Source organism: Streptomyces sp. bgisy130 (genome assembly GCF_057708345.1).
Window position 1 is genome coordinate 137,835 of record NZ_JBYISA010000001.1, and the last position, 19,094, is coordinate 156,928.

General features: G+C 69.2%; 25 protein-coding genes. 18 read left to right on the plus strand and 7 right to left on the minus strand.

Translation table 11 applies throughout. From position 1 onward, the window contains the following. Nucleotides 1-41: 41 nt before the first annotated feature. From AC3EUV_RS00625 to AC3EUV_RS00655, 7 genes are all read right to left on the minus strand, one after another. Nucleotides 42-569 (minus strand): hypothetical protein, encoded by a 528-nt coding sequence (locus tag AC3EUV_RS00625; RefSeq protein WP_432141067.1) that lies wholly within the window; start codon nucleotides 567-569, stop codon nucleotides 42-44. Between the two features lie 21 nt (nucleotides 570-590). After that, a complete protein-coding gene (locus AC3EUV_RS00630) occupies nucleotides 591-1,061 on the minus strand; it encodes a DUF6238 family protein (protein WP_432141068.1) in 471 nt (156 codons plus the stop codon). Nucleotides 1,062-1,109: 48 nt separating this feature from the next. Continuing rightward, nucleotides 1,110-2,582, minus strand: a complete 1,473-nt coding sequence (locus AC3EUV_RS00635; protein ID WP_432141069.1) for an SCO6880 family protein — start codon at nucleotides 2,580-2,582, stop codon at nucleotides 1,110-1,112. 72 nt (nucleotides 2,583-2,654) lie between these two features. Further along, the gene (locus AC3EUV_RS00640; protein ID WP_432141070.1) at nucleotides 2,655-3,989 is read right to left on the minus strand and encodes an SCO6881 family protein; all 1,335 of its coding nucleotides are present in this window, start codon (nucleotides 3,987-3,989) and stop codon (nucleotides 2,655-2,657) included. A 31-nt stretch (nucleotides 3,990-4,020) separates the two neighbouring features. Further along, nucleotides 4,021-4,695 (minus strand): hypothetical protein, encoded by a 675-nt coding sequence (locus AC3EUV_RS00645; protein WP_435601887.1) that lies wholly within the window; start codon nucleotides 4,693-4,695, stop codon nucleotides 4,021-4,023. After that, a complete protein-coding gene (locus tag AC3EUV_RS00650; RefSeq protein WP_432141202.1) occupies nucleotides 4,695-5,012 on the minus strand; it encodes a DUF6112 family protein in 318 nt (105 codons plus the stop codon). The genes AC3EUV_RS00645 and AC3EUV_RS00650 overlap by 1 nt, the downstream gene beginning before the upstream one ends. Nucleotides 5,013-5,133: 121 nt before the next feature. Next, nucleotides 5,134-6,255, minus strand: coding sequence for a C40 family peptidase (locus AC3EUV_RS00655; RefSeq protein ID WP_432141072.1), 1,122 nt, complete (start codon nucleotides 6,253-6,255; stop codon nucleotides 5,134-5,136). Between the two features lie 511 nt (nucleotides 6,256-6,766). On the opposite strand from AC3EUV_RS00655, the gene AC3EUV_RS00660 reads away from it, so the two are divergent. From AC3EUV_RS00660 to AC3EUV_RS00745, 18 genes are all read left to right on the plus strand, one after another. Then, nucleotides 6,767-7,522, plus strand: a complete 756-nt coding sequence (locus tag AC3EUV_RS00660) for a DNA-methyltransferase (RefSeq protein ID WP_435601888.1) — start codon at nucleotides 6,767-6,769, stop codon at nucleotides 7,520-7,522. Nucleotides 7,523-7,767: 245 nt separating this feature from the next. Beyond that, entirely contained in the window at nucleotides 7,768-8,325 is a 558-nt protein-coding gene (locus AC3EUV_RS00665) for a DUF4913 domain-containing protein (RefSeq protein WP_432141203.1), read from the plus strand. After that, nucleotides 8,322-8,783 carry a hypothetical protein gene (locus tag AC3EUV_RS00670; RefSeq protein ID WP_432141077.1) on the plus strand — a complete coding sequence of 154 codons (462 nt, stop codon included), beginning with the start codon at nucleotides 8,322-8,324 and terminating at the stop codon, nucleotides 8,781-8,783. Before AC3EUV_RS00665 ends, AC3EUV_RS00670 begins: the two co-directional genes overlap by 4 nt. Nucleotides 8,784-8,801: 18 nt before the next feature. Continuing rightward, nucleotides 8,802-9,503 (plus strand): hypothetical protein, encoded by a 702-nt coding sequence (locus tag AC3EUV_RS00675; RefSeq protein ID WP_432141078.1) that lies wholly within the window; start codon nucleotides 8,802-8,804, stop codon nucleotides 9,501-9,503. 27 nt (nucleotides 9,504-9,530) lie between these two features. Further along, nucleotides 9,531-10,283: a hypothetical protein gene (locus AC3EUV_RS00680; protein WP_432141079.1), complete on the plus strand. Its 753-nt coding sequence runs from the start codon at nucleotides 9,531-9,533 to the stop codon at nucleotides 10,281-10,283. 148 nt (nucleotides 10,284-10,431) lie between these two features. Next, entirely contained in the window at nucleotides 10,432-10,779 is a 348-nt protein-coding gene (locus AC3EUV_RS00685) for an SH3 domain-containing protein (RefSeq protein ID WP_432141080.1), read from the plus strand. Nucleotides 10,780-10,836: 57 nt separating this feature from the next. After that, nucleotides 10,837-11,181 (plus strand): SH3 domain-containing protein, encoded by a 345-nt coding sequence (locus AC3EUV_RS00690; RefSeq protein WP_432141081.1) that lies wholly within the window; start codon nucleotides 10,837-10,839, stop codon nucleotides 11,179-11,181. A 71-nt stretch (nucleotides 11,182-11,252) separates the two neighbouring features. Then, nucleotides 11,253-11,720: a hypothetical protein gene (locus AC3EUV_RS00695; protein WP_432141082.1), complete on the plus strand. Its 468-nt coding sequence runs from the start codon at nucleotides 11,253-11,255 to the stop codon at nucleotides 11,718-11,720. Further along, entirely contained in the window at nucleotides 11,717-12,154 is a 438-nt protein-coding gene (locus tag AC3EUV_RS00700) for a hypothetical protein (protein WP_432141083.1), read from the plus strand. Before AC3EUV_RS00695 ends, AC3EUV_RS00700 begins: the two co-directional genes overlap by 4 nt. 10 nt (nucleotides 12,155-12,164) lie before the next feature. Beyond that, nucleotides 12,165-12,599 (plus strand): hypothetical protein, encoded by a 435-nt coding sequence (locus AC3EUV_RS00705; RefSeq protein ID WP_432141084.1) that lies wholly within the window; start codon nucleotides 12,165-12,167, stop codon nucleotides 12,597-12,599. A gap of 38 nt (nucleotides 12,600-12,637) precedes the next feature. Continuing rightward, the gene (locus AC3EUV_RS00710; protein WP_432141085.1) at nucleotides 12,638-13,495 is read left to right on the plus strand and encodes a winged helix-turn-helix transcriptional regulator; all 858 of its coding nucleotides are present in this window, start codon (nucleotides 12,638-12,640) and stop codon (nucleotides 13,493-13,495) included. Then, nucleotides 13,492-14,007, plus strand: coding sequence for a hypothetical protein (locus tag AC3EUV_RS00715; protein WP_432141086.1), 516 nt, complete (start codon nucleotides 13,492-13,494; stop codon nucleotides 14,005-14,007). The genes AC3EUV_RS00710 and AC3EUV_RS00715 overlap by 4 nt, the downstream gene beginning before the upstream one ends. Nucleotides 14,008-14,105: 98 nt before the next feature. Further along, nucleotides 14,106-15,233 (plus strand): MFS transporter, encoded by a 1,128-nt coding sequence (locus tag AC3EUV_RS00720; RefSeq protein ID WP_432141204.1) that lies wholly within the window; start codon nucleotides 14,106-14,108, stop codon nucleotides 15,231-15,233. A 28-nt stretch (nucleotides 15,234-15,261) separates the two neighbouring features. Next, entirely contained in the window at nucleotides 15,262-15,570 is a 309-nt protein-coding gene (locus AC3EUV_RS00725; protein WP_432141087.1) for a hypothetical protein, read from the plus strand. Between the two features lie 111 nt (nucleotides 15,571-15,681). Continuing rightward, entirely contained in the window at nucleotides 15,682-16,875 is a 1,194-nt protein-coding gene (locus AC3EUV_RS00730) for an MFS transporter (protein WP_432141205.1), read from the plus strand. After that, entirely contained in the window at nucleotides 16,836-17,462 is a 627-nt protein-coding gene (locus tag AC3EUV_RS00735) for an HAD family hydrolase (RefSeq protein WP_432141088.1), read from the plus strand. The genes AC3EUV_RS00730 and AC3EUV_RS00735 overlap by 40 nt, the downstream gene beginning before the upstream one ends. Before the next feature lie 31 nt (nucleotides 17,463-17,493). After that, complete coding sequence (locus AC3EUV_RS00740; RefSeq protein ID WP_432141089.1) at nucleotides 17,494-18,321, plus strand: SPDY domain-containing protein; 828 nt, start codon at nucleotides 17,494-17,496, stop codon at nucleotides 18,319-18,321. A 96-nt stretch (nucleotides 18,322-18,417) separates the two neighbouring features. Further along, nucleotides 18,418-19,086, plus strand: coding sequence for a hypothetical protein (locus AC3EUV_RS00745; RefSeq protein WP_432141090.1), 669 nt, complete (start codon nucleotides 18,418-18,420; stop codon nucleotides 19,084-19,086). Nucleotides 19,087-19,094 lie beyond the last annotated feature (8 nt).

Consider the following 19,094-nt stretch of genomic DNA (forward strand, 5'->3'; position numbering starts at 1 on the left):
GGGCGGCTTTCACGTGATGACGGTCTGGACGCGGTGCGGGGTCAGACGCGCGGGGAGGCGCGGAAAATCAGCGGCTTCCGGTAGCCCTTGCCATCGCCCGCCCAGTCCAGCTCGATGTAGCCGTCGGCGAGGTAACGGCTGGAGCCCGCCTTGTGCTTGAGGGTGCCGGTTTCGTACGAGCCGTTGCCGTTGCTGCTGCTGTGTGCAAGCGCGCGTCCCAGGCCGGTGTAGTTGGCGTACTTCACGACCGGGTCCGTGCCCTTCACGCTTCGCTTGGTCTGCAGGTGGAAGCGTGCCTTGTTGAACCGGTTCCTCGGGGCCGAGTAGGGACCGTCCCAGTTGACCTTGGCTGTGGTGTAGATGTAGCCGCCGCTCCGCTTGGCGCACAGCTTCACGTCGAAGTCCCAGTTGTCGGAGTCGGGGTTGAACGACGGGTCGTCGACGGTGTAGCTGCTGGTGGTGCAGTGGTAGCTGGCGGCGGAGGCAGGCGTGGCGGTGGCCAGGGCGGTGGTGCCGGCCAGCGCGGCGAGGATGGCGGCGGTGGAGGTGGATCGCTTAAGGGCGCGCATGTGGTGCCTTTCGGTGAGGGGTTACTGGCTGCTGGGGGCGGTGTGGCCGTGCAGCGGGGTGTTGAGGTCGCTCGGGGTGGTTTTGCGGCGTACGACGTGACCGGCGGCGAGGTGGCGCTGGCAGATGGTGAGGACGGGGGGTCCCTTGGGCAGCCGCTCGGGGTGGCATTCGGCGTCTGCAGAGGTTTCGTCCGCCACGGGCAGGACGTGGAAGGCGTCGTGCACGGCGGCGGCGGCCTGCCACAGCCGTGCGTGGGCGGTGGCGAGGTGTCTGCCGGCGGCGGGGTGCGACGGTCGGGTGGCTTCGGCGAGCTGGTCGAGCAGCTGGTGGAGCGCGGTCAGGTGGGCGTGCAGCACGTCGAGGTGCATACGGTCCACTGACGAGGTGCTGTGCTGGGCGAGTGAGGCGAGGCTGCGCGTGTGGTGGCGGATGCCGGCGGTGGCGGCGCGGAGGTAGGGGTTCGCGTCGTCGGCGTGGGGAGGAGACTTCAAAGGTGCGGGGTCCTTGCTGCCGCCGTATCAGTGGAGCGGGCGGCGGGGTCAGAGAGTGGTGCGAGCCAGCGGCAGCGCGGAGACGGCAAAGGCGTCGGGCTGCTGGTAGTTGAGGCGTCGCAGGTCGACGCCGGCAGTGACGGCGGCGGTCTCGATCTGCGCGCAGGCAGCATCGAGGAGGTCGTCGGTCTGGGCGGTGACGGTGACCAGCCCGGTCAGCGCGACATCGGCGTGTCCGGCGATGAGCTGCCGCTCGCGCTGCTTGACGTCGGCGTATTCGACGCTGTCCTCTTCGCTGTCTACCTGTCCGCGCCGGGCGCGTTCGCTGGCGTCGGCCATGATTGCCGATTTGCGGCGCTGGACGTCGCGCAGTGCCGATTCGATTCCCTGGGGCACGTACACCAGGGACAGGCTGCGGCGGACCCCTGCGGTGAACATCAGGCCGTGGAGGAAACCGGCGCCGACTTGGACGCGCGGCCAGTCCTCGACCCAGTAGGTGGCGTGGCGGGCGGAATCGGTGGCCAGCCGGTCCCAGTCCTCGACCTGGACGACGGGCCCGGCAGCGGCGGGGTCGGCTTCCGCGCGGCCGGTCTCGGACCACTGCTGTAGGGCCGACAGGGCTTTGGGGTCGTAGGCGGTGCGGATGACGGCGGCGATCTCCCGTGCGCTCAGCCAGCCGGTGACCGTCAATCCGGCGTTCCGGGCGGCCTGGGCGACGCTGGCCGTGGTCTGCTGCATCACGGTGAAGGCGCCGGGCAGCCCGCCGCCGGCCTGCGATATCAGGCGCTTGGCGGCCTTGAGGTCCAGGGAGATCGCGAGGTACGTCTCGTGCGGTGCTGCCGCGGGCCCGGCGGCGGCGACCAGTTCGGAGTAGACGTGCCCGGCGACCGGGGCGTCGGGCCGGCCGTGCTGGCTCCAGTGTCGGGCGAGGGTGTCGCCGCTATCGGGGACGGTGCGCTCCAGGACCTGCACGGTGGCGACGTGCCCGGTGCGGGCGATGCCCGCCAGCGCTCGGCCCCACCCGTTGACGTTGTGGTTCTGTGTCGCGGGGTCGAGCAGGGCGAATGCGCGGCTGCTGACGCGGGCGATGGCGGTGAGGGTCTGCTGATGCGGGTCGTGGATGGCGGCGGAGCCGGTGGCGGAGTCGCCGGGGGTGACGACCTTGAGGGAGGCGGAGTTGCCGGGCAGGTGTAGGGCGCCGTCTTGCCGGGGTCTGGTGATGGGGCGGGCGAGCCAGAGGGTCTGCCCGGTGCGGCGGCGGTTTGCGTAGCGGGCCACGGTGGGTGCCCAGTCGATCAATGAGCGGCCGTGTCGGCGGATCATGACCAGGGCGGCGACGGCTGCCCACAGAGGTGTGAGTGCGATGGCGCCGAGCAGCCCGGTCGTCGTGACCGTCACCAAAAGCAGCGCCAGTGCAGCGGATACAAGGGTGAGTTGGGAAAGGGTGAGGCCGAGGAGGACGCCGCGGCGGGACCGGTGCGGGAACTTCACCGAGACCGGGGCGACGGAGAGATCAGACAAGGAGCGGTGGTCCTGGGCGCGGGGCTGGGGGCGGGAGACGGAGACCTCCCGCCCCCAGGGGTCGGGCAGGGGTTAGGGGCCGGTCGGCGGCGGTGGAGAGGCGCTGACGGGCTGTGCGGAGGGCGGTGCCCCCTGTGGCGGCGGGGTTGTGGTGGGCGGCGTGAGCTGCCATCCGCCGGCTTGGCCGGCTGCGGCGGCCTGTCCGGAGCCGTCTGCTGCTGGACTTCCGCCTACGAGACCGCTGGTGTCATCGGCGGCGCTGGTCGGTGGCGGCTGGACGGCTTTCTCCAGACCCGACTTGGCGGCGTCACCGCCGGGCGAGACCCCCGAGTCTCCGCCGGAGGACGTGGCGGCAATGTCGCCGGGGAATTCTCCGGAGCCTGCGTCGGGGCCTTGGGGGGCTGCGCCGGCCCCGGCGGCTGCTCCGCCCGTTCCGGCAGTGGCGGCCATGGAAGCGCCCTTGCGTCCGGCACGCTCGGCGTGCTGCCGGGCCATCTGGGCACCGGCACCACCGGCGCGGTGGATCGACTCCCCGTCTGTGCCCTCGGCCGCCCAGTGCACGAATTTGAACACCGCATAGGGGCAGAGCAAGACCAAGACCATGATCACGATGCCGGACAGGACGTCGGCGAGCGCACCGAGCCCACCCTTGGGAGAGGTATTGCCCATCGCGGCCACGCCGAGCACGAAGATGATCGTCATCAACAACTTGGAGACCACGAGGGTGGCGGTGGCTTCGATCCAGCCGCGTCGCCAGCGGCGGGCGGCTTCCCAGCCGCCACCGGCGCCGGCGAAGATCGCGAGGGTAACCATGACGAGGATGCCGACCTTGCGGACCAGCATCACGCACCAGTACAGGACGGCGCCGAGGGCGACTCCGAGGCTGGCCACGGTGGCGACCATCCAGCCCAAGTCGGTTAGCGCGCCGATCTCCGCGACCTTCACAGTGCGTCGCACGGCCGTCTCGATGGACTGGTGCGAGGCTTTGAAGAGCCCGTCGGACAGGGCGTCGACCACTTCGATGGCGATGGTGGTGGCGGCGACGGCGCCAAAGGTGAACAGGACGCCCGACATGGTGCCGGTGAATGCCTGGGCGAGGGCCTCTCCGTCGCGTCGGACGGCGGCACGGATGAGCTGCGCGCAGAAGGTGGCGACCAGGATGGTCAGTCCGATGGGCAGCAACATTTCGTAGTTGTCGCGGAACCAGCTGGCGCTCAGGTCGACTTGGGTGGTGGAGTTGACCGCTTTCGCGGCGAGGTCGGCTGCCGCGGCAGCGAGTTCGCCGGCGCTCTGGGCGATCCAGTTGCCGATTGCCTTGCCGGGATTGGAAGCGAAGTCGATCGCGCCGCCGGCTGCGTCGGTGGCCGAGCAGACCTTGTCCGCCAAGGGCAAGTCACAAAAGCCCATGAGAGTGTTCTCTCCTTTCGGGATCAGGCGGTCAGGGCGCGACGCGGGGGGCGATGGCGGCCAGGGAGCAGTTGTGGTGGGGCCGGCACTGCACGGCGAGGGTGATGGCGCGTTCCTCGGCACCGCCGCCGTGCTTCTTCCAGGCGATCTTCTGCTTGCCGTTGACGGTGACGACGTAGATGTATGCCTGGGTGATCGCTGACGGATCGTCCGCCAGGGCCTGCTTGAACGTGCTCGGGAAGCGGCCCTCGGCGGCCGTGCCGGTGGCGTGCTGGTCCTGGTCGGCCATACGCGACCACAACGCCGGATCAGGGACCTGGCCGGAGACGGAGGTCCAGTCGGCGTACTTCGCCTCGCCGGTCATCCACGCCTGCATGCCGTCGAGTTGCTGGCCACGGCTTGTATTCCTGGTGTCGTACGACCACAGCATCGTCGCTGCGGCTTTGGCGTAGGCGACCGGCTCGGCGGTCCGCGGCGGCTTTGGCACGGACCCGGTTTTCGCCGGCCGGTCTGGCGAGGGCGCGGGCGGAGACGAACTGCTCGTCGGTGTCGGGTGGTCCGGGGGCTGCTCGCTGCGGCCGGTGAGGAAGGCGACGCCAACGGCGATGGCCAGCAGTACGGTCAGGGTGAGGGCGCCGATCGCGATGCGTCGGTTAGCCGGCCAGCCGAAGCCGTACGCGGATCGGGGAGAGGGGGGCTTGGGCATCAGTGGATCTGCGACCCCAGCGAGCTGAAGAAGGCCACAATGCCATTCGCGGCGCCAAGACCGAGGGCAGCACCGGCGGAGACGGTGGCGCCCTTCTTGCCGTTGGCCTCGGCCTGGTGGCCGCCCGAGTGATGGCCCCAGGCCCACACACCGAGCGAGACGGCGAGGGCGCCGACTACGGCGATGATGCCGAAAAGATTGATGCTGTTGACGACGGACTTCAGGACGGAGAGGCCGGGCAGGCCACCATCCTGCGGTGTGATGCCGGGGTTGTAGGCGAGGTAGACGACCGCGCGGTCTACGAGTGACGTGGTGATGGAAAAGGCTCCTTGCGTGCGCAGGCCCGGTGAGACCCGGCCCGGCGGGAAGGGGAGAAGAGAAGGGGGAGGGGCGCCGCGCTCTGGGACGGAGGAGAGGCGACGGGCCGGGCGGGCGGCGTCAGAGGACGCGGCGGGCGGCGAGAATCGTCCAGTCCGTGATCGGCGTGATCCGGACCGGCTTGGTCGTCCTGGGGGCCTCGATGACGAGGCCGTCGCCCATGAACATGCCGACGTGCTCGGGCCGGGAGGCGGTGCCGCGGCTGAAGATCAGGTCACCAGGGCGAAGGTGCGTGGCGGCGACAGCCTTGCCCTCGTGGACCTGTGTGTACGTCGTGCGGGTGAGCTGGACGCCGCTGTGCGCGTATGCCTGCTGCATCAGCGAGCTGCAGTCGCAGCGGTGCATCGGGTCAGGCCCGTGCGCGGCGGTGCAGGTGCCGCCCCACTGGTAGAGCGTGCCGAGCTGGTGCATCGCCCACTCGATAGCCCTGCGGGCCTTCGGATCGGCGTCCTTGGGGATCTTGTAGCCCTTCGGGACGGTGCCGTCGGGGATGGGACCCCAGCTGGAGCCGTCCTTGCCCGGGACACAGGTCGAGGGGGCGCCCGATGAAGCGCCCGTGGCGTCTTTGCCCTGGGCGGAGTGGGGGAGCGACGCGGTGATGGCTCTATCCAGTGCGGTAGCCAGGCTTTCCCACTTCGCGTACGCGTCTGGGAAGCCGGACTTCTGGACGCGTTGGGCGGCCTGCGCGACGGTCAGCTGCTGCCAGCCGTGAACCTTCTCCAGCGCCTTGTAGAACCGTGTCGTGGCGTAGACGGGGTCATGGAGCTGCTGGACGGTGCCCCAACCCTGACTGGGCCGCTGCTGGAACAGTCCGACCGAGTCGCGGTCGCCGCTGTCCAGGTTGCGCAGGCGTGATTCCTGCATCGCGGTGGCCAGGGCGACGACCCGGCCTCGGGGCGGCATCTTGAGGCTGATGCCGGTGGTGACGATGGTCTGGGCGTTGGGGATCTGTGTCGCGGGCAGCGTGAGGTCTTTGATGTGGACGTGCTTGCTGTCCGCGCCGTCGAGGATCTTGGTGACCTTCTTCGTGGCCGTGTCGGTGTTGCCGCCGGTGGTTAGGCAGTCGCCGAACTCGGCTTTGTTCTGGGCGGCTTGGCTGGCGGTGGCCATCATCGTGGCCGTGCCGAAGAGGAGAACGGGGGAGAGGACGACGACGCCGAGGCAAGCGGCGAGCGCCTTCAACCCGTGCGGCCCGCTCGCAGATCATCGATTTCGGGCAGGGGTGGGTAGGGGCGAGAGGTCATGAAGCGGTCCTTCGAGTGCAGTTCCGGCGTGCCGCGTGCGCTTGGGATGGTGGAGGGGGCGGCGGCCAGTAGTGGGCGGTCGAGGGGTTGGTCGGCTTTGGCGAGTTGCCGCTCGCCGTGCCGGTCCAGGAGACGAGCTAGGGGTGCCGGGGCAGGGGAAACCTCCGTGAGGCAGGGTGGGAGCAGCCAGCGGCGGTGTGCGCCGGGCAGTTCAAAAACAGTAGGCCCAGATCGGCAGTTGACCAAAAAGTCGACGTGAGGGGTCGGAATCCGACCCCTCAGTACGGCACTTCTTGGTCGTCGGCGAATTAGCCTCTACAGTTTTGGGACTCTCCTCGCCTCCCGCTCGTAGCCCTGGGCATCTGTATGCCCGATTCGGCTCGCGGGGACTTACACGTGCGACGGGGGAACTATCCCACCTCAAACTCCCACCCGAATCGGGGTCCTCTTTGCCCTTTTCCCTTCACCAGGGTGACGCCCTCAGCGTCCTCGCCGATCTTCCGGACGACTGCGTCGACTCCGTCATCACCGACCCGCCGTACAACTCGGGCGGGCGCACCGCGAAGGAGCGCACCTCGCGAACTGCGAGGCAGAAGTACACCTCCGCGGACGCCGGTCACGGCCTAGCCGACTTCACCGGCGAGAACATGGACCAAAGGTCGTACGGCTTCTGGTTGACACAGATCATGACCGAGGCGCACCGGCTGACCAAGACCGGTGGCACCGCTCTGCTGTTCACCGACTGGCGCCAGCTCCCCGTCACAACGGACGCGATCCAGGCGGCCGGATGGCTGTGGCGGGGTGTGCTGGCCTGGCACAAGCCGCAGGCCAGGCCCCAGAAGGGGCGCTTCACCCAGAACTGTGAATTCATCATCTGGGCTAGCAACGGCGCCATCGACGCTTCCCGTAACCCGGTCTACCTGCCGGGTCTGTACTCGGCCTCGCAGCCCTCGGGCAAGCAGCGCCAGCACATCACACAAAAGCCCGTCGAGGTGATGCGCGAGCTGGTCAAGATCAGCCCCGAGGGCGGCACGGTGCTCGACTTCTGCGCCGGCTCCGGCTCGACCGGAGTGGCGGCCCTGCTGGAAGGTCGCGACTTCATCGGCGTAGAGAAGACGAAGCACTACGCCTCGATCGCGGCCGACCGTTTGACGGAGACAAGCCGCGAAACCCTCACCCAGGACGACATGACGCTCGCTTCCTGACGCCGTAACAGCGCGACCTGAGGCGAAATTGCACCTTCGCCGTCCCGACGGCACCCCATTGTGCCCGGCCGACAGTCCGAGGGCGGAATTGCTCACCACATCTCCCGCTTCCCCATTTCCACGGCTCGTAGGAGGCCATTCCTGTCATGCCTGAATCCGTAGACCTCCCCGCCGACGGAGAGTTGGAACCAGTCCGCATTCCAGATGCTCAATTGGAGGGGATAGAGGCCAGCGTCCGACGGCTGATGGAGCAGTCGGCCCAGCAGGCTCAACAGCTCGACCACCTTGCCGCCACCCCCGCAGCCGGGGGAGGCTCTCCGTTCGCGGCATTCGGCCTGCCAGCGCCCGGCGGACCGGTGCCGGCAGCGCCGCCGGAGCCACGTCCCATCTTGGAGCTGGAGGGCGAGGCGTACGAGGACGAACTCGACGGCCTCTCGGACTGGGTGGACGACTTCCTCCTACCCGCCTACGGGACGGAGGTCACCACGGCCACTCCCTGGTGCCTGCAGTGGCAGGAGCACTCCGACGTCGTCGCTTGGCTTCATGCCCTGTGGCTCGCCTACCAGCAGCACAAGGACCCTGAAGCGGGCCCGTCCGGGATGCTCGTGTGGCACCGGGATTTCCTGACCCACACCATCGCCGCGATCCGCTCGCCTGGCGGTCCGCTGTCGGCGTGCATGACCTCCGTGGACCGACCCGCGCACCGGATCCTTCCCGGACCTCCGCCATCGGCGCGAGCCGAGAAGGCGAAAGAGGCTGAGCTGGAGCCATCGGTCTCCGGTGAGCACGAGCCGACGTCATGACCGGGCCGGCCTTCGGCCTGAGCTTTGATCCTCGTGCCCTCACTGACCTCCTCCAAGCCCCCACCGACATCCGCGACCTCACCCTCGCGTACCTGCAAGAAGTGGTGAACGCGGAGCGATTCGGGATCCGGCTCACGGGTGACCTGCAGGGCTATCGCAAGCTTCTTGTCGACTCCCGGAAGGAGTGGCGCGTCGTCTACGGCCTCCGCCCGGCGCCCGAGACATCCACCTACCGACAGGAGATCCACGTCGTCGCTGTCCGGCCACGGGCCGGAAACGACGTCTACGACACCGTCGGACGCCGCCTGGGGATGACCAGCCGGCCGCTGAGCGCGCGCACCCACGCGGCCCGCTCCCGCTCCCCGCAGCTCACGACCCGCAGCCCGGCGCCCATGCCTTCCGCGGTTCCGGGCCTGCCCCACCTCCCACAGGCCCCCTCGCGCCACCACGCCCGCTGAATACCCGGAGCCTTGCCTATGCCTCCTGATCCCGCGCCGGAATCCGCCCGGCGCGCGGTCCCCCAGCTCGACCACCGCATCGAGTCCAGCACCGGCCACGACGTCGATGCCTTGCGAGCCCACCGCGACCGCGGTGTTCTCGACGAGCAGCACGCCGGCCTGGTCGACCGGCACTGCGAACTGGCTCAGGCCGAAAACGCTGTGACCTTCTACCGCACCCTCCTCCACCGCTTGACCAGCGGCGAGTTCCCGGTCGATGTAGCCCTGTTCGCGCGCATCAAGAGTGCCGTGGAACAGCTGCAGAACGCCGCCGACAAACGCGACGCCGCCGCTCCGCAGGTGATCGCCGCGCTGGAGCCGATCGAGTCCGCTGCCCGCACGGCGCCAGCGGCCAGCAGAGAACCAATCTCAGCTGCCGACCAGACAGCGCTGCTGGCCATCATCGGCGGCGCCAAGCTCTACCAGCACCTCCATATCGGGCGGATCTCGGCAACTAATGCCTCCGGCATCCGCATCCCCTATGCCGAGGTGGAGCGGCTCGAATCGGCAGGGCTCATCTCACGGGATACCAGTCATCCCCTCCACGCGGGTCAGTCGCTCGCTCTGACCGAAGCCGGGCGCACCGCGCTGGTCTCCGCCCGCCGCATGCCGGCGACCGAAGCGGCCACGAGGGTCCCCAGGCCGGGAGCGTGGCCCACCACCTCAGCTCATCGGCGCTGACGCGCCGATTCCCCATCGAAAGGCTTCATGCCAGCTACCGAATCGAACCCGCCTGACGACCGAAGTCGGCGCGCGCCTGAGCTGGATGCTCGGCTTGACGGCTTCGAGGCCGACGAGAAGACCACCCGGGCCTATTACGGTCAGATCTCCGTGATCGAGGACCAGCTCATCCCGATCGGCGAGCACCACACTGCCGACGGCGTCCACAGCTATTACGTCCTGTACGACTCCTCGGCCACCTGGGACGTGCCAGGCCACCCCCAGTACATCGCTCTCCACATTCAACGCGACCTTGGGTCAAAGACGTTCCGCTTCGAACGAGCCCTGCTGCCACTGCCCGCGATGGGGCAGTCGTGGCTGATCCACCGTGGCTGTCCGCCGCAGTCCATCGGGCTCAACGACCTGGGCCCGTCGCCTGCGGACGAGGCGACGCGGGCCCTGGAGCGACGGCTCATGACCGACGGAGATCGATTCGCACTCGGATACTCCTACACCTGTGATGACCCGGGCGACCCGGTCATCGTGGCGGCGCTGCGTGCCCTGGACGACAAGGCACCGTCCGAATTCCGCGTCGTGGTCGAGGAACTCGATAGCGACGCGTGGACCTACCGCCTGCGCGAGGGCGGCTTCGACACGGTCGAAGAAGCTCTCCAGTGGTGCGACGACCGGCTCAGCGGTACGGCCGGACCGCTCCCGCCCGTCAGGCCAGCCACCTCGTTCGCGCGCTCGGCTCCCGTACCGAAGGCCCCTGCTCCACACCCGCCGGGCCGATCACGCTGAGCCTCAAAGCGGCCGTGCAGGGCGCAACATAGCCGACGATCGCCGGTTGGCCAAACCGGCGATTCTCCGGACTCTTATATGGCTGCCGGGACGACAGATCTGGCCACCTCTCCACGCATTCCACCTTCCGTAAGGAGGCTTACTTCGCATGCGCTCAACCCGAATTGCGGTATCCGCCGCGATGCTCGGCGTTCTCGCCCTGCCAATTGCCTCGGCGGCGGTGGCTATGGCCGCCCCGGCTTCTGCGGCGAGTAGTGCCCAGATCGCCCGGCCGTGTGACCGTTCTGGCCCGTGGGCAATCGGTACGAAGGCTGTGGTCACCCACTCGAAGACGTCGTCGACTTCGACCGCCATCGGGATTCTGTACCGCGGCCACAAGTTCACCGTCCATAGGACCCACGGCAACTGGCACTACATCACCGACGCGACCACCGGTGAAAGGGGCTGGGTTTCCGGCACCTACGTATTCCGGCAGGTCTACATGTGCCTCGACTGATTTAGCTGTCTCCGCATACCCCCCTCGCTACCTCCCTTCAACTGTTAGGAAATCTCCTTGCGACTTTCCCGCATTGCCGCTGCCGCAGCTGTGACCGCGGCCATCGCGCTGCCCGCCGTCACCGCTCCGGCCGCCAACGCCGCAGTCCCGGCGTCTTTCGCCGCCTCTGCCTCGTGTGACAAGTCCGGGCCGTACAAGGTCCACGCCAGCGCCGTGACCATCCGCTCCAAGGCGTCGTCGAAGTCGACCGCCGTCGGGGTTCTCTACAAGAGCCACAAGTTCACCGTCCACAAGGTGACCAAGTCCGGCTGGTGGGTCTACATCACGGACAAGAAGACCGGCGTAAAGGGCTGGGTCTCCGGTGTCTACGTCTACCCGACCGTCTACACCTGCCAGCACTAACCCGGTACGCCGAGTCCCTCTTGACTATCGGCGACCTCTCACGGAACTGCCGCAGATGAAAGGAGTCCGTTGTGCTTGACGGCGTCGACGACGTCATGGGCGTTATCACCGAGCAAATCGAAGCCCATTTCGATATGAACCTCGCGGAACTGCAGAAGGCCGTCACTGCGGCTCCACAGGCCAACCGTGAGGCCACAGAGATCGTCCGCTGGCACGGCATGCTCGCAGAGTCCCAGGAAGCACTGGAAAGGGCTGAGGACGAACTCGTTGCCGTCCTCGAATCCCAGCCGATTGAACTCGACGATCGAGCTATGGCAATGGCTCACCGAGTGAATATGGCCGTGACCGCGAGGAACGGGCGAGCCGGGGTCGTGCAGTGGCTCCTCGACCCTAACGCGTACGGGAAACAGGGCCTGGCCGCGGAAAGGCTGGCCCGGCTCAGCCGCGGCGCCCGACAGGGCCCGGCCGTGCAGACCAGCGCGCCACTCCGGCCAGCGACTGCACCGGAACCGGCAACGGGACGAAGGGGCCTGCGGTGAGCGTCCGGCTCAAGCCCAGCACCCTGGACGGCCGGCTGGAGCAGGTCTTTCACGCTCCCATCGCCGACCTGTACGCGACAGCCACCAGTCCGGACGCCTCCGCCGCGTTGTCCCGCGCCATGGAGCTGCGCTCGTTCCTCGCCCTGGCCGAGGAGCAGGTCATCCGTGTCCGCGACCGCGTCCGCCACGCCATGGCGGCCGAGCGCGACATGGCCGAGCTGTCCGCAGGTGACCTGCGGTTTGACGCGCAGTGGCTGGAGGCCGCGCTCGACGCCCGCACCGGCTACCGAGCCGCGCTTGATGACCTGCTGCGCACCATGCCGGCTGCTGGCCAGCAGCCCCGGCCCGCCCGCATGTCACAGCCGGTGGCCACCACCCTCCCCACCGCCGCCCCGGCACCGCAGCGTGCCGGGGCGGCCCGGGCCCGACCGTGAAAGCCCCCGATTGCCTGATCACGTCACGTCCCCCGAGATAGCCGGACAGATCCAGGACCTGTACGGCGCACCGCTGGCCGACCTGGAGGCATACAGCCAGGACCAGCCGCCCGGCATGCTCGCCGCCCTTCTCGGCATGCACTGCGACCTCGCCGTCGCCGAGCAGAGCATCTCCGTCCACCGCGACCGCCTCGCCCAACTCGTCCACCCGGATCGGCAGATCGGCGGGCCTGAGGTGTCGCACGTTCTTGACTGCGCCCGACGGCTCGCCGAAGCAGTCGCCGTGCGCGACCTCCAGTCCAAGACGGCCTCCGCCGTCCTCCAGAGCCTCGGTCGCGTCACCTCGCCCCCAGGGCGTGCCGCCTCACCCGAGCCGGCACCCGCCCCCGTGCCAGCACTGCCCGCTTCACCCGTCCCGGCCGCGGGCACTGCTCCAAGCCGCTGACCCACGGGCCCCGTTCACTCACCCAGGAAGTTCGTTCATTGGCTACCACCGGTCTGCCCTCCGACACCGACGCCGATATCGCCCGCGTCTCCGAGGCCCTGGCCATGATCACTCCGCGATGGCACGTGAGGATCCTGCTGGCGCTATCCGGATCCGGCCACCCGCTGCGCTACAGCGAGGTCGCCGACAAGGTTGCCTGGCTGCAAAGCGGCCAGCTCCACCCCAAGCTTCAGACCCTGTGTGAAGCCGGCCTCGTCCAGCGCACCGAGCACACCGCGCGGCACGTCACCTACGGCCACACCGATCGCGGCGCCGCCCTTCTGCCGGTACTGCCGCTGATCGTCACCTGGGCGGAGGAACATCTGGAGAAGGCAGACCGGCCCCTGCCCGCGATCGAGCAGGTCGAGGACAGCCTCACCCTCCTCACCCGGCGCCACGCCGCCGCGATCCTGTGGGTACTGAAGTCCCGCGGGGAGGCCAGCGGTCGGGCCCTGGCCAAGACGGTCATGCCCGACAACGAATGGACCAACGTCTACCCGCCGCTGCGACAGCTCGTGGCCGATGGCTTGGTCGACAGCGCTGGCATCGGGAAGCCCTACCGCCTATCCGGTGCCGGCGAGGCACTCGGGCCTGTCTTCGGCGCGCTATCCGCGTGGTCGGCCGGGCAGCCCCTCACCCAGGCCGCCCGGCACCCGCTCTGGGGACGCCCCGACACCGCGCCCGCTCCAAAGTCGTGGGTCAGCAACCAGTCGCGGCTACCGGCCCCCACCGCCACGCCCGCACCGAGCACGAATGGCCAGAGCTCCTCACTGACGTGGCAGCACCGCGACCTGTTCTCCCATGCCACACCCGCTCGCTCGGGGGCGGCACTCGCGGCGGGAGGTCCGCGCCGATGAACAGCTCCCCCTCGACGGCCACCCTGCCGGATGCCTGCTCGGCGCTTTCCTATCCGGCCCTTATCCGCCTGATCGCCGAGATCGACGACAACGGACCGATACTCCTGCGCCGACTGGTCGGCACCCTCGCTGATCTCTCCGAGTACCGCCTCCGCAGGGCAACCGATCTTGCCCGTGGCCTCGGCCTTGTCCACGTCCGGCCTGGAGGCTGCCTCGGGCTGACCACTTCCGGGTCGGAGTTGGCGGACCTCTACGACGCGACGGCACGGTGGGCCCGCCGCCACTCCTATCCGAGCGCCGCCTCGGACTTCACCAGCCGCATTCAGAGCACCTTCGCACTCTTGGCCGCGGCACAGGCCCTCACTGAGGAGCCCGGCCTCTGTGGTCCACCAGCCGACTCCCAGCTGAGCGCGGACGCTCTCGCCGACTTGACCGGGGCACGCGATCTGCTGGATCAGTGGCTGGTCGCGAACCAGGCAGTCCAGCTCGGCGCACCCCAGTCCGCCGAGTGACGGGGCCCACCGTCTGCTCCCAGCAGCCCGGCACAACCACTCCAAGCTTGCTGCGTGGCGTCTATCTGCCTCGGACGGCCGACGGCGCCGCGTTCGCGATGACCACCTACGGCATTCCCCTCCTCGTCCTGGCCACTACCGGGTCTGCGGGGCTGACGGGGTTGGCCTTCGCACTGGAATGGCTGCCCCGGCTGGGCGCCTTCGTGGTGGCCGGCACCCTCGTCGACCGCCACGGCACCGCATGCGTCTTCCGAGCCGCGTGCGTCCTGCGGGCCCTGGTCGTCCTCGCCGCTGCGCTCCTGCTGACGGTCCAAGATGCCGGGGCGCTCGCGGCGGTGATCGTCATGGTGCTCGCCCCGGTATCTGGCGTCCTCACCGAGTTCAGTTACGTCGCCGCCGAGACCGCCGGCGGCGAGGCGAGCCGGACAGCCGGAGGCCGGGCGCACCGAGTGCAGTCCGTTCTGCTGGGGATCGACCAGAGCGCCATGCTCGCCGGACCTGTGGTGTCGGGCCTGGTGTTGGAGCACGGCGGCCCGGCAGTGATGCTCAGCACGCTCGCGGGCTTCTCGCTCCTCGCCGCCGCCCTCAGCCCCCGCCAGCGCTCGCACCCGGTCGGTGCCATGTCGCAGAAGGGCGGGCTCGGGGCCGGCTGGCGGACGTTGCGTTCGCTGCCGGCGCTCGCTTGGCTGGTCGGTGGCCTGCTCGTTTCCAACGTAGCCATCGGCCTTCTTCAGGCAGCCATGCCGGTGATCGTGGTCAACGAACTCGGGCGTTCCCAGTCCGATGCTGGACTCATCTGGTCCGCCGCGGCCGTCGCCTCCCTGCTCGCCGTCACCGCAGCCCGCCGGGCGATCGACCGCTGGGGCCTGTGGCCGGTGGGCACCGCCTCCGCTGCCATCGCAGCCACGGCAACCCTCGCCGTCGCCCAGGCCGACTCCTACCGCGGCTACCTCCTGCTGATCGCCGTCCTGATGGCCGGCGAAGGCGGCCTCACCGTCGTGCTGCGCACCATGCGCTCCCATTTCATCCCACGCGACGTCTTCGGCAGCACCCTCGCGGTGACGATCCTGCTGCTCCTGCTGCCGTTCCCCGCAGCCGGACTCCTGGTCGCGGCGATTCCGCCGTCCGATCTCGGACACGCCGTCACCGCTGCTGCCCTCCTGCAAGCCTTCGGTCTCGCGATCGCCTTCACCCGGCTGCGCACGCTGCCCGCCGCATCTTCTTGACCCTCGGCAAAGAGAGGACCCACTGCTCATGCCCACCATCACGCAGGACCGACTGCCGGGCCTTCGTCTTTCCCCGACGATCACCGATCGGTTCCGCGGCTTCGATGCCCAGCACCCCTGGATCTACCGCGCCTTGGAGCAGCTCGTCGTGGAGAGGCTCGGCGCGGGGGCGAAGAAGGTCGGGATGAAGGCGCTTTTCGAGGCTCTGCGATGGCGCCACCCGAACGAGGTCAGGGGTCTCAACAACGACTACACGGCCCTGTACGCAAGGCGGCTGCTCGCCGAGCACCCGCAGTGGGAATCCGTGATCGAGATCCGCCGCCGGCGCAGCCCGTGAACACCCCATCCCATCACCCGATCCCGTCCGTACCTTTGAGGAGCCTGTTTGTCCGACCGTCCTGTCGCCCTGGGCGTTGCCGCAGCCGACACGGAGGGGCAGGCCGGTCGCGTGAGTCCGACAGCCGCCTCCGCCCGGCGCAGCCGGAGCCTGCTGACCGGCTACTTCCTCGGCATGGGAGTGGTGATGGCCATCTGGGGCGCCCGAATGCCGGCCGTACAGCAAGCCGCCCCCCTGACCACCGCACAGCTGGCCCTGGTGCTGCTGGCCGCCGCGCTCGGCATGGTCGCCGGACTGAAATTCGGAGGCCGTCTCGCCTTCCCCGAGCGACTTCCCACCCTGCTGACCGGCGGAGCCGTCGGCCTCGCCGGCTGCCTCGCCCTCCTGGGGCAGTGCCACAGCCTTGCCTCGCTGCTCGCAGCGGCGCTGGCCTTCGGAGCCGCCCACGGCGTATTGGACGTCGCCGCCAACGCAGCGGCGGTGCGCTGCCAGAACGCGTATGGCCGGTCGATCATGTCCGGCTTCCACGCCGCCTACTCCCTCGGTGCTCTCGGCGGCGCCGCCCTGACCGCCGCCACCGCCCACACCGCGCACACCAGCCTCTTCCTCGTAACCGGCTTGGCCATGGGGGTGGTTGCGCTCGGCGTCGCACCGGCGACCGAGTCCCTGAGCGGTGCCGATCAACCGACGACGCCCACCCACCGAGGGGCCGACGTACGCCGACCGCCGCTGTCCCCCGCGAAGTTGTGGCTTCTGGGGGCGCTGGCCGCGGGATCGCTGTTGGGTGAGGGGGCCGCCGCCGACTGGGCCGCCGTCCACCTGCACAGCCTGCATGCCACACCGGCCATAAGCGCCACCGCATTCGCCTTCTACAGCGGCGCTATGGCCCTCGGACGCCTCACCGGCGACCGTCTCCACACCGTCTTCGGCGCCCCGGCCGTGGTCCGGGCCGGCGCGGTGCTCGCCGCGGCCGGGCTTGCCACCGGCGTCCTCGCCGCCAGTGTGCCGTGGGCACTGGCTGGATGGGCGGTCTTCGGACTCGGCCTGTCCACCACCGTCCCCTCACTGATCACCGCAGCCGGAACCGGTGGCCCCAGAGCCGTGGCCACGGTCGCGGTCATCGGCTACGTGGGCCTGCTGGCCGGCCCCGCCCTCATCGGCGCCCTCGCCAGCGTCACTGCTCTGCCCGCGGCTCTACTGCTCCCCGCCCTGCTCGCCGCCTCCGTTGCCGCCCTGTCCCATCGCGCCTTGGAGAACACCGCCCCGTGCCCCTCACCACCACGCACACCGGCCCCGACGCCGTAATCCTCGACTACAACGGCGTGCTAGGCGTCCAGCCCACCACCACTCAGTGGCTCCGCCTCGCCCGCACCGCCAGCTGGGAGGCAGACCTCTCCACCTTCCAGAACGCCTTTTGGAGCGCGCGCCCTCTCTACGACGCCGGCCAGCTCAGCGACCAGGCGTACTGGACTCAGGTCCTCGGATTCCATCCCAGCAGGCGCCTGCTGCGCGAACTACGTGTCGCGGACACCAACATGTGGATCATCACCGACGACCGCGTCCTGAGCGTCCTGCACCGCACCCACCAGAGGGGACTGCCGATGGTGCTCCTGTCGAACGCGCCCGCCCACCTCAGCGACGTGCTCGACACCCACGACTGGCGCCGACTGATGACCCACGCCCTGTACTCGGCCCGGCTGGAGGTGTGCAAACCCGACCCAGCCACCTACCAACACGCCCTGAACACCCTTGGATCCGTCCAGCCGGAGCGCGTGCTGTTCGTGGACGACCGTGCCGACAACTGCAGCGCCGCCCACCGACTGGGACTGCGCACGCTGCATTACACCGGCCGGCCTGCCGACCTCGAAGCGGCCATGCTGCCCGCCGACTGACCCGCCTCCACCCTCAACCTCTCAGGATCCCGTGGCACCCCCCGATCACCCTCCCACCATCGACGGGGACGTTTTCGTCTCCCCGCGCTACCTCGCCGGATCCAGCGGATTCGGCGACCCCGGCTTCGCACCGGTCGCCGCCTGGCCCCACCACCACCTGGACGACGGCCCGTGTCAGCTCGTCGTGACCTCTCCGGACCACCGCATCCGAATCGGCTGGTTCGGCGACGACCACGACCTGTGGAAGATCACCGCTTCCGAGGACGCTGCCTCCACGCCGCGCTGGACGGCGACCTTCAACCAGAACACTCCCGCTGAGATCGTCGCCGGCCTTACCACTGCTCTGGCCCGCGACTGGGCCGACAGTGCAGCCCCCTTCCTCGCACCCCCGTCGATCTACTGGCCCGACAGCATCCAGCCACTGCTCACAGCCGGTTGGAAGCAGGGGGCGGCCGAACGAGGCACAGTGGAGATCGTCGCCCCCGACGGGCAGGCGGGAGCCCTCATTGACGTTCGCCTCCATGACCCGGACGACGAGACAACGACTCTGTGGGCCGGACCTCCCGGCTGGGGTACCCGTGCGGAAGCACACTTCACCGCCCGCACCCCGTCGTACCTGATCGCGGCCACTGCCGCTGCGCTGGCCGACCCTTCCCCCGTCCCCCGCTACAAGCACGGCCTCGATCCGCGGCTCGCTGCTCTGGCCCAGCTCACCCCCGTACGACCGCCCAAGCCTGCGGCACCGACGCCGCTGGAAGTCCGGAGAGCCGCCCCTAGCCGACCGGCCGCCTTCCCCACCTCCAGCGTCCCGCGCTGGAGCACCACCAGCCGCCCTGCCCGGCCCGGACCACGTCGCTGACGAGGCAGTTCCCGCAGACCGATCAGCCCTTGAGACCCCGGCTTCTGACAGGACCCGTCTATTCCCGAGACACCTGACGTCAAGATCAGCAGAGATGTGTTCGGCATCGTCGACGCCGAAGGCGAGGACGACCTAGCCGTCCAGTTGCTCGGGCGTGCCGGCTTCCTCCGGTCGATGTGGAACGACCGGACCGTGCATCACCTGCCTTTGAACATCGGCGAACAGCGCGAGAACGCAATGGCCAGTGCGGCGGCGCAAATGCTCACCGTCGCCCGCTACACCGTGGACCTCGACCCCGCCCTCCGCGGGCCTGAGGCAGCTAACGAGGCAGACGCGCAGGACAGCCACAGCGCCCAGTTGCAGATACGGGACCTGACCGACCGGATGCTTGGAGCCGACAGCTATGTCCGCGCCGAGTACCACGCCGATCAGGTGCTGCACCCGGACTTCGGCGTGATGGCGCGGCTCAGCGAGTTCTTCAAGGCTGCGGCCGAGCAGGCCCAGGCGTCCGGCAGCGATGAGGGCTCGGAGCTGCACCACCGGTTCACGGAGGCCGCCACCACGCTCACCGCTCTCGGTGAAGAGCTGGCGGACGCCCCCGAGAGGCTCAGGGAACTCGGCCCGCCCAAGCCGCACAGGCGCGACCGCGCTTCCCACTACAACGCCACCACACCGAAGCGCCCGATCACCGCCACACCGACCGCCGGGTGCACGCGCTCGATTCCGCCTGCATCTCCCGCCCTGCCCCCGCGCCACCATCGCTAGCAAACTGG

Coding starts and splice junctions, on each gene's coding strand:
- AC3EUV_RS00625 (WP_432141067.1), bottom strand. CDS start 569: ATGCGCGCCCTTAAGCGATCCACCTCCACCGCCGCCATCCTCGCCGCG.
- AC3EUV_RS00640 (WP_432141070.1), bottom strand. CDS start 3,989: ATGGGCTTTTGTGACTTGCCCTTGGCGGACAAGGTCTGCTCGGCCACC.
- AC3EUV_RS00645 (WP_435601887.1), bottom strand. CDS start 4,695: ATGCCCAAGCCCCCCTCTCCCCGATCCGCGTACGGCTTCGGCTGGCCG.
- AC3EUV_RS00665 (WP_432141203.1), top strand. CDS start 7,768: ATGGAGCAGTCGGCCCAGCAGGCTCAACAGCTCGACCACCTTGCCGCC.
- AC3EUV_RS00670 (WP_432141077.1), top strand. CDS start 8,322: ATGACCGGGCCGGCCTTCGGCCTGAGCTTTGATCCTCGTGCCCTCACT.
- AC3EUV_RS00675 (WP_432141078.1), top strand. CDS start 8,802: ATGCCTCCTGATCCCGCGCCGGAATCCGCCCGGCGCGCGGTCCCCCAG.
- AC3EUV_RS00680 (WP_432141079.1), top strand. CDS start 9,531: ATGCCAGCTACCGAATCGAACCCGCCTGACGACCGAAGTCGGCGCGCG.
- AC3EUV_RS00685 (WP_432141080.1), top strand. CDS start 10,432: ATGCGCTCAACCCGAATTGCGGTATCCGCCGCGATGCTCGGCGTTCTC.
- AC3EUV_RS00715 (WP_432141086.1), top strand. CDS start 13,492: ATGAACAGCTCCCCCTCGACGGCCACCCTGCCGGATGCCTGCTCGGCG.
- AC3EUV_RS00720 (WP_432141204.1), top strand. CDS start 14,106: ATGACCACCTACGGCATTCCCCTCCTCGTCCTGGCCACTACCGGGTCT.
- AC3EUV_RS00725 (WP_432141087.1), top strand. CDS start 15,262: ATGCCCACCATCACGCAGGACCGACTGCCGGGCCTTCGTCTTTCCCCG.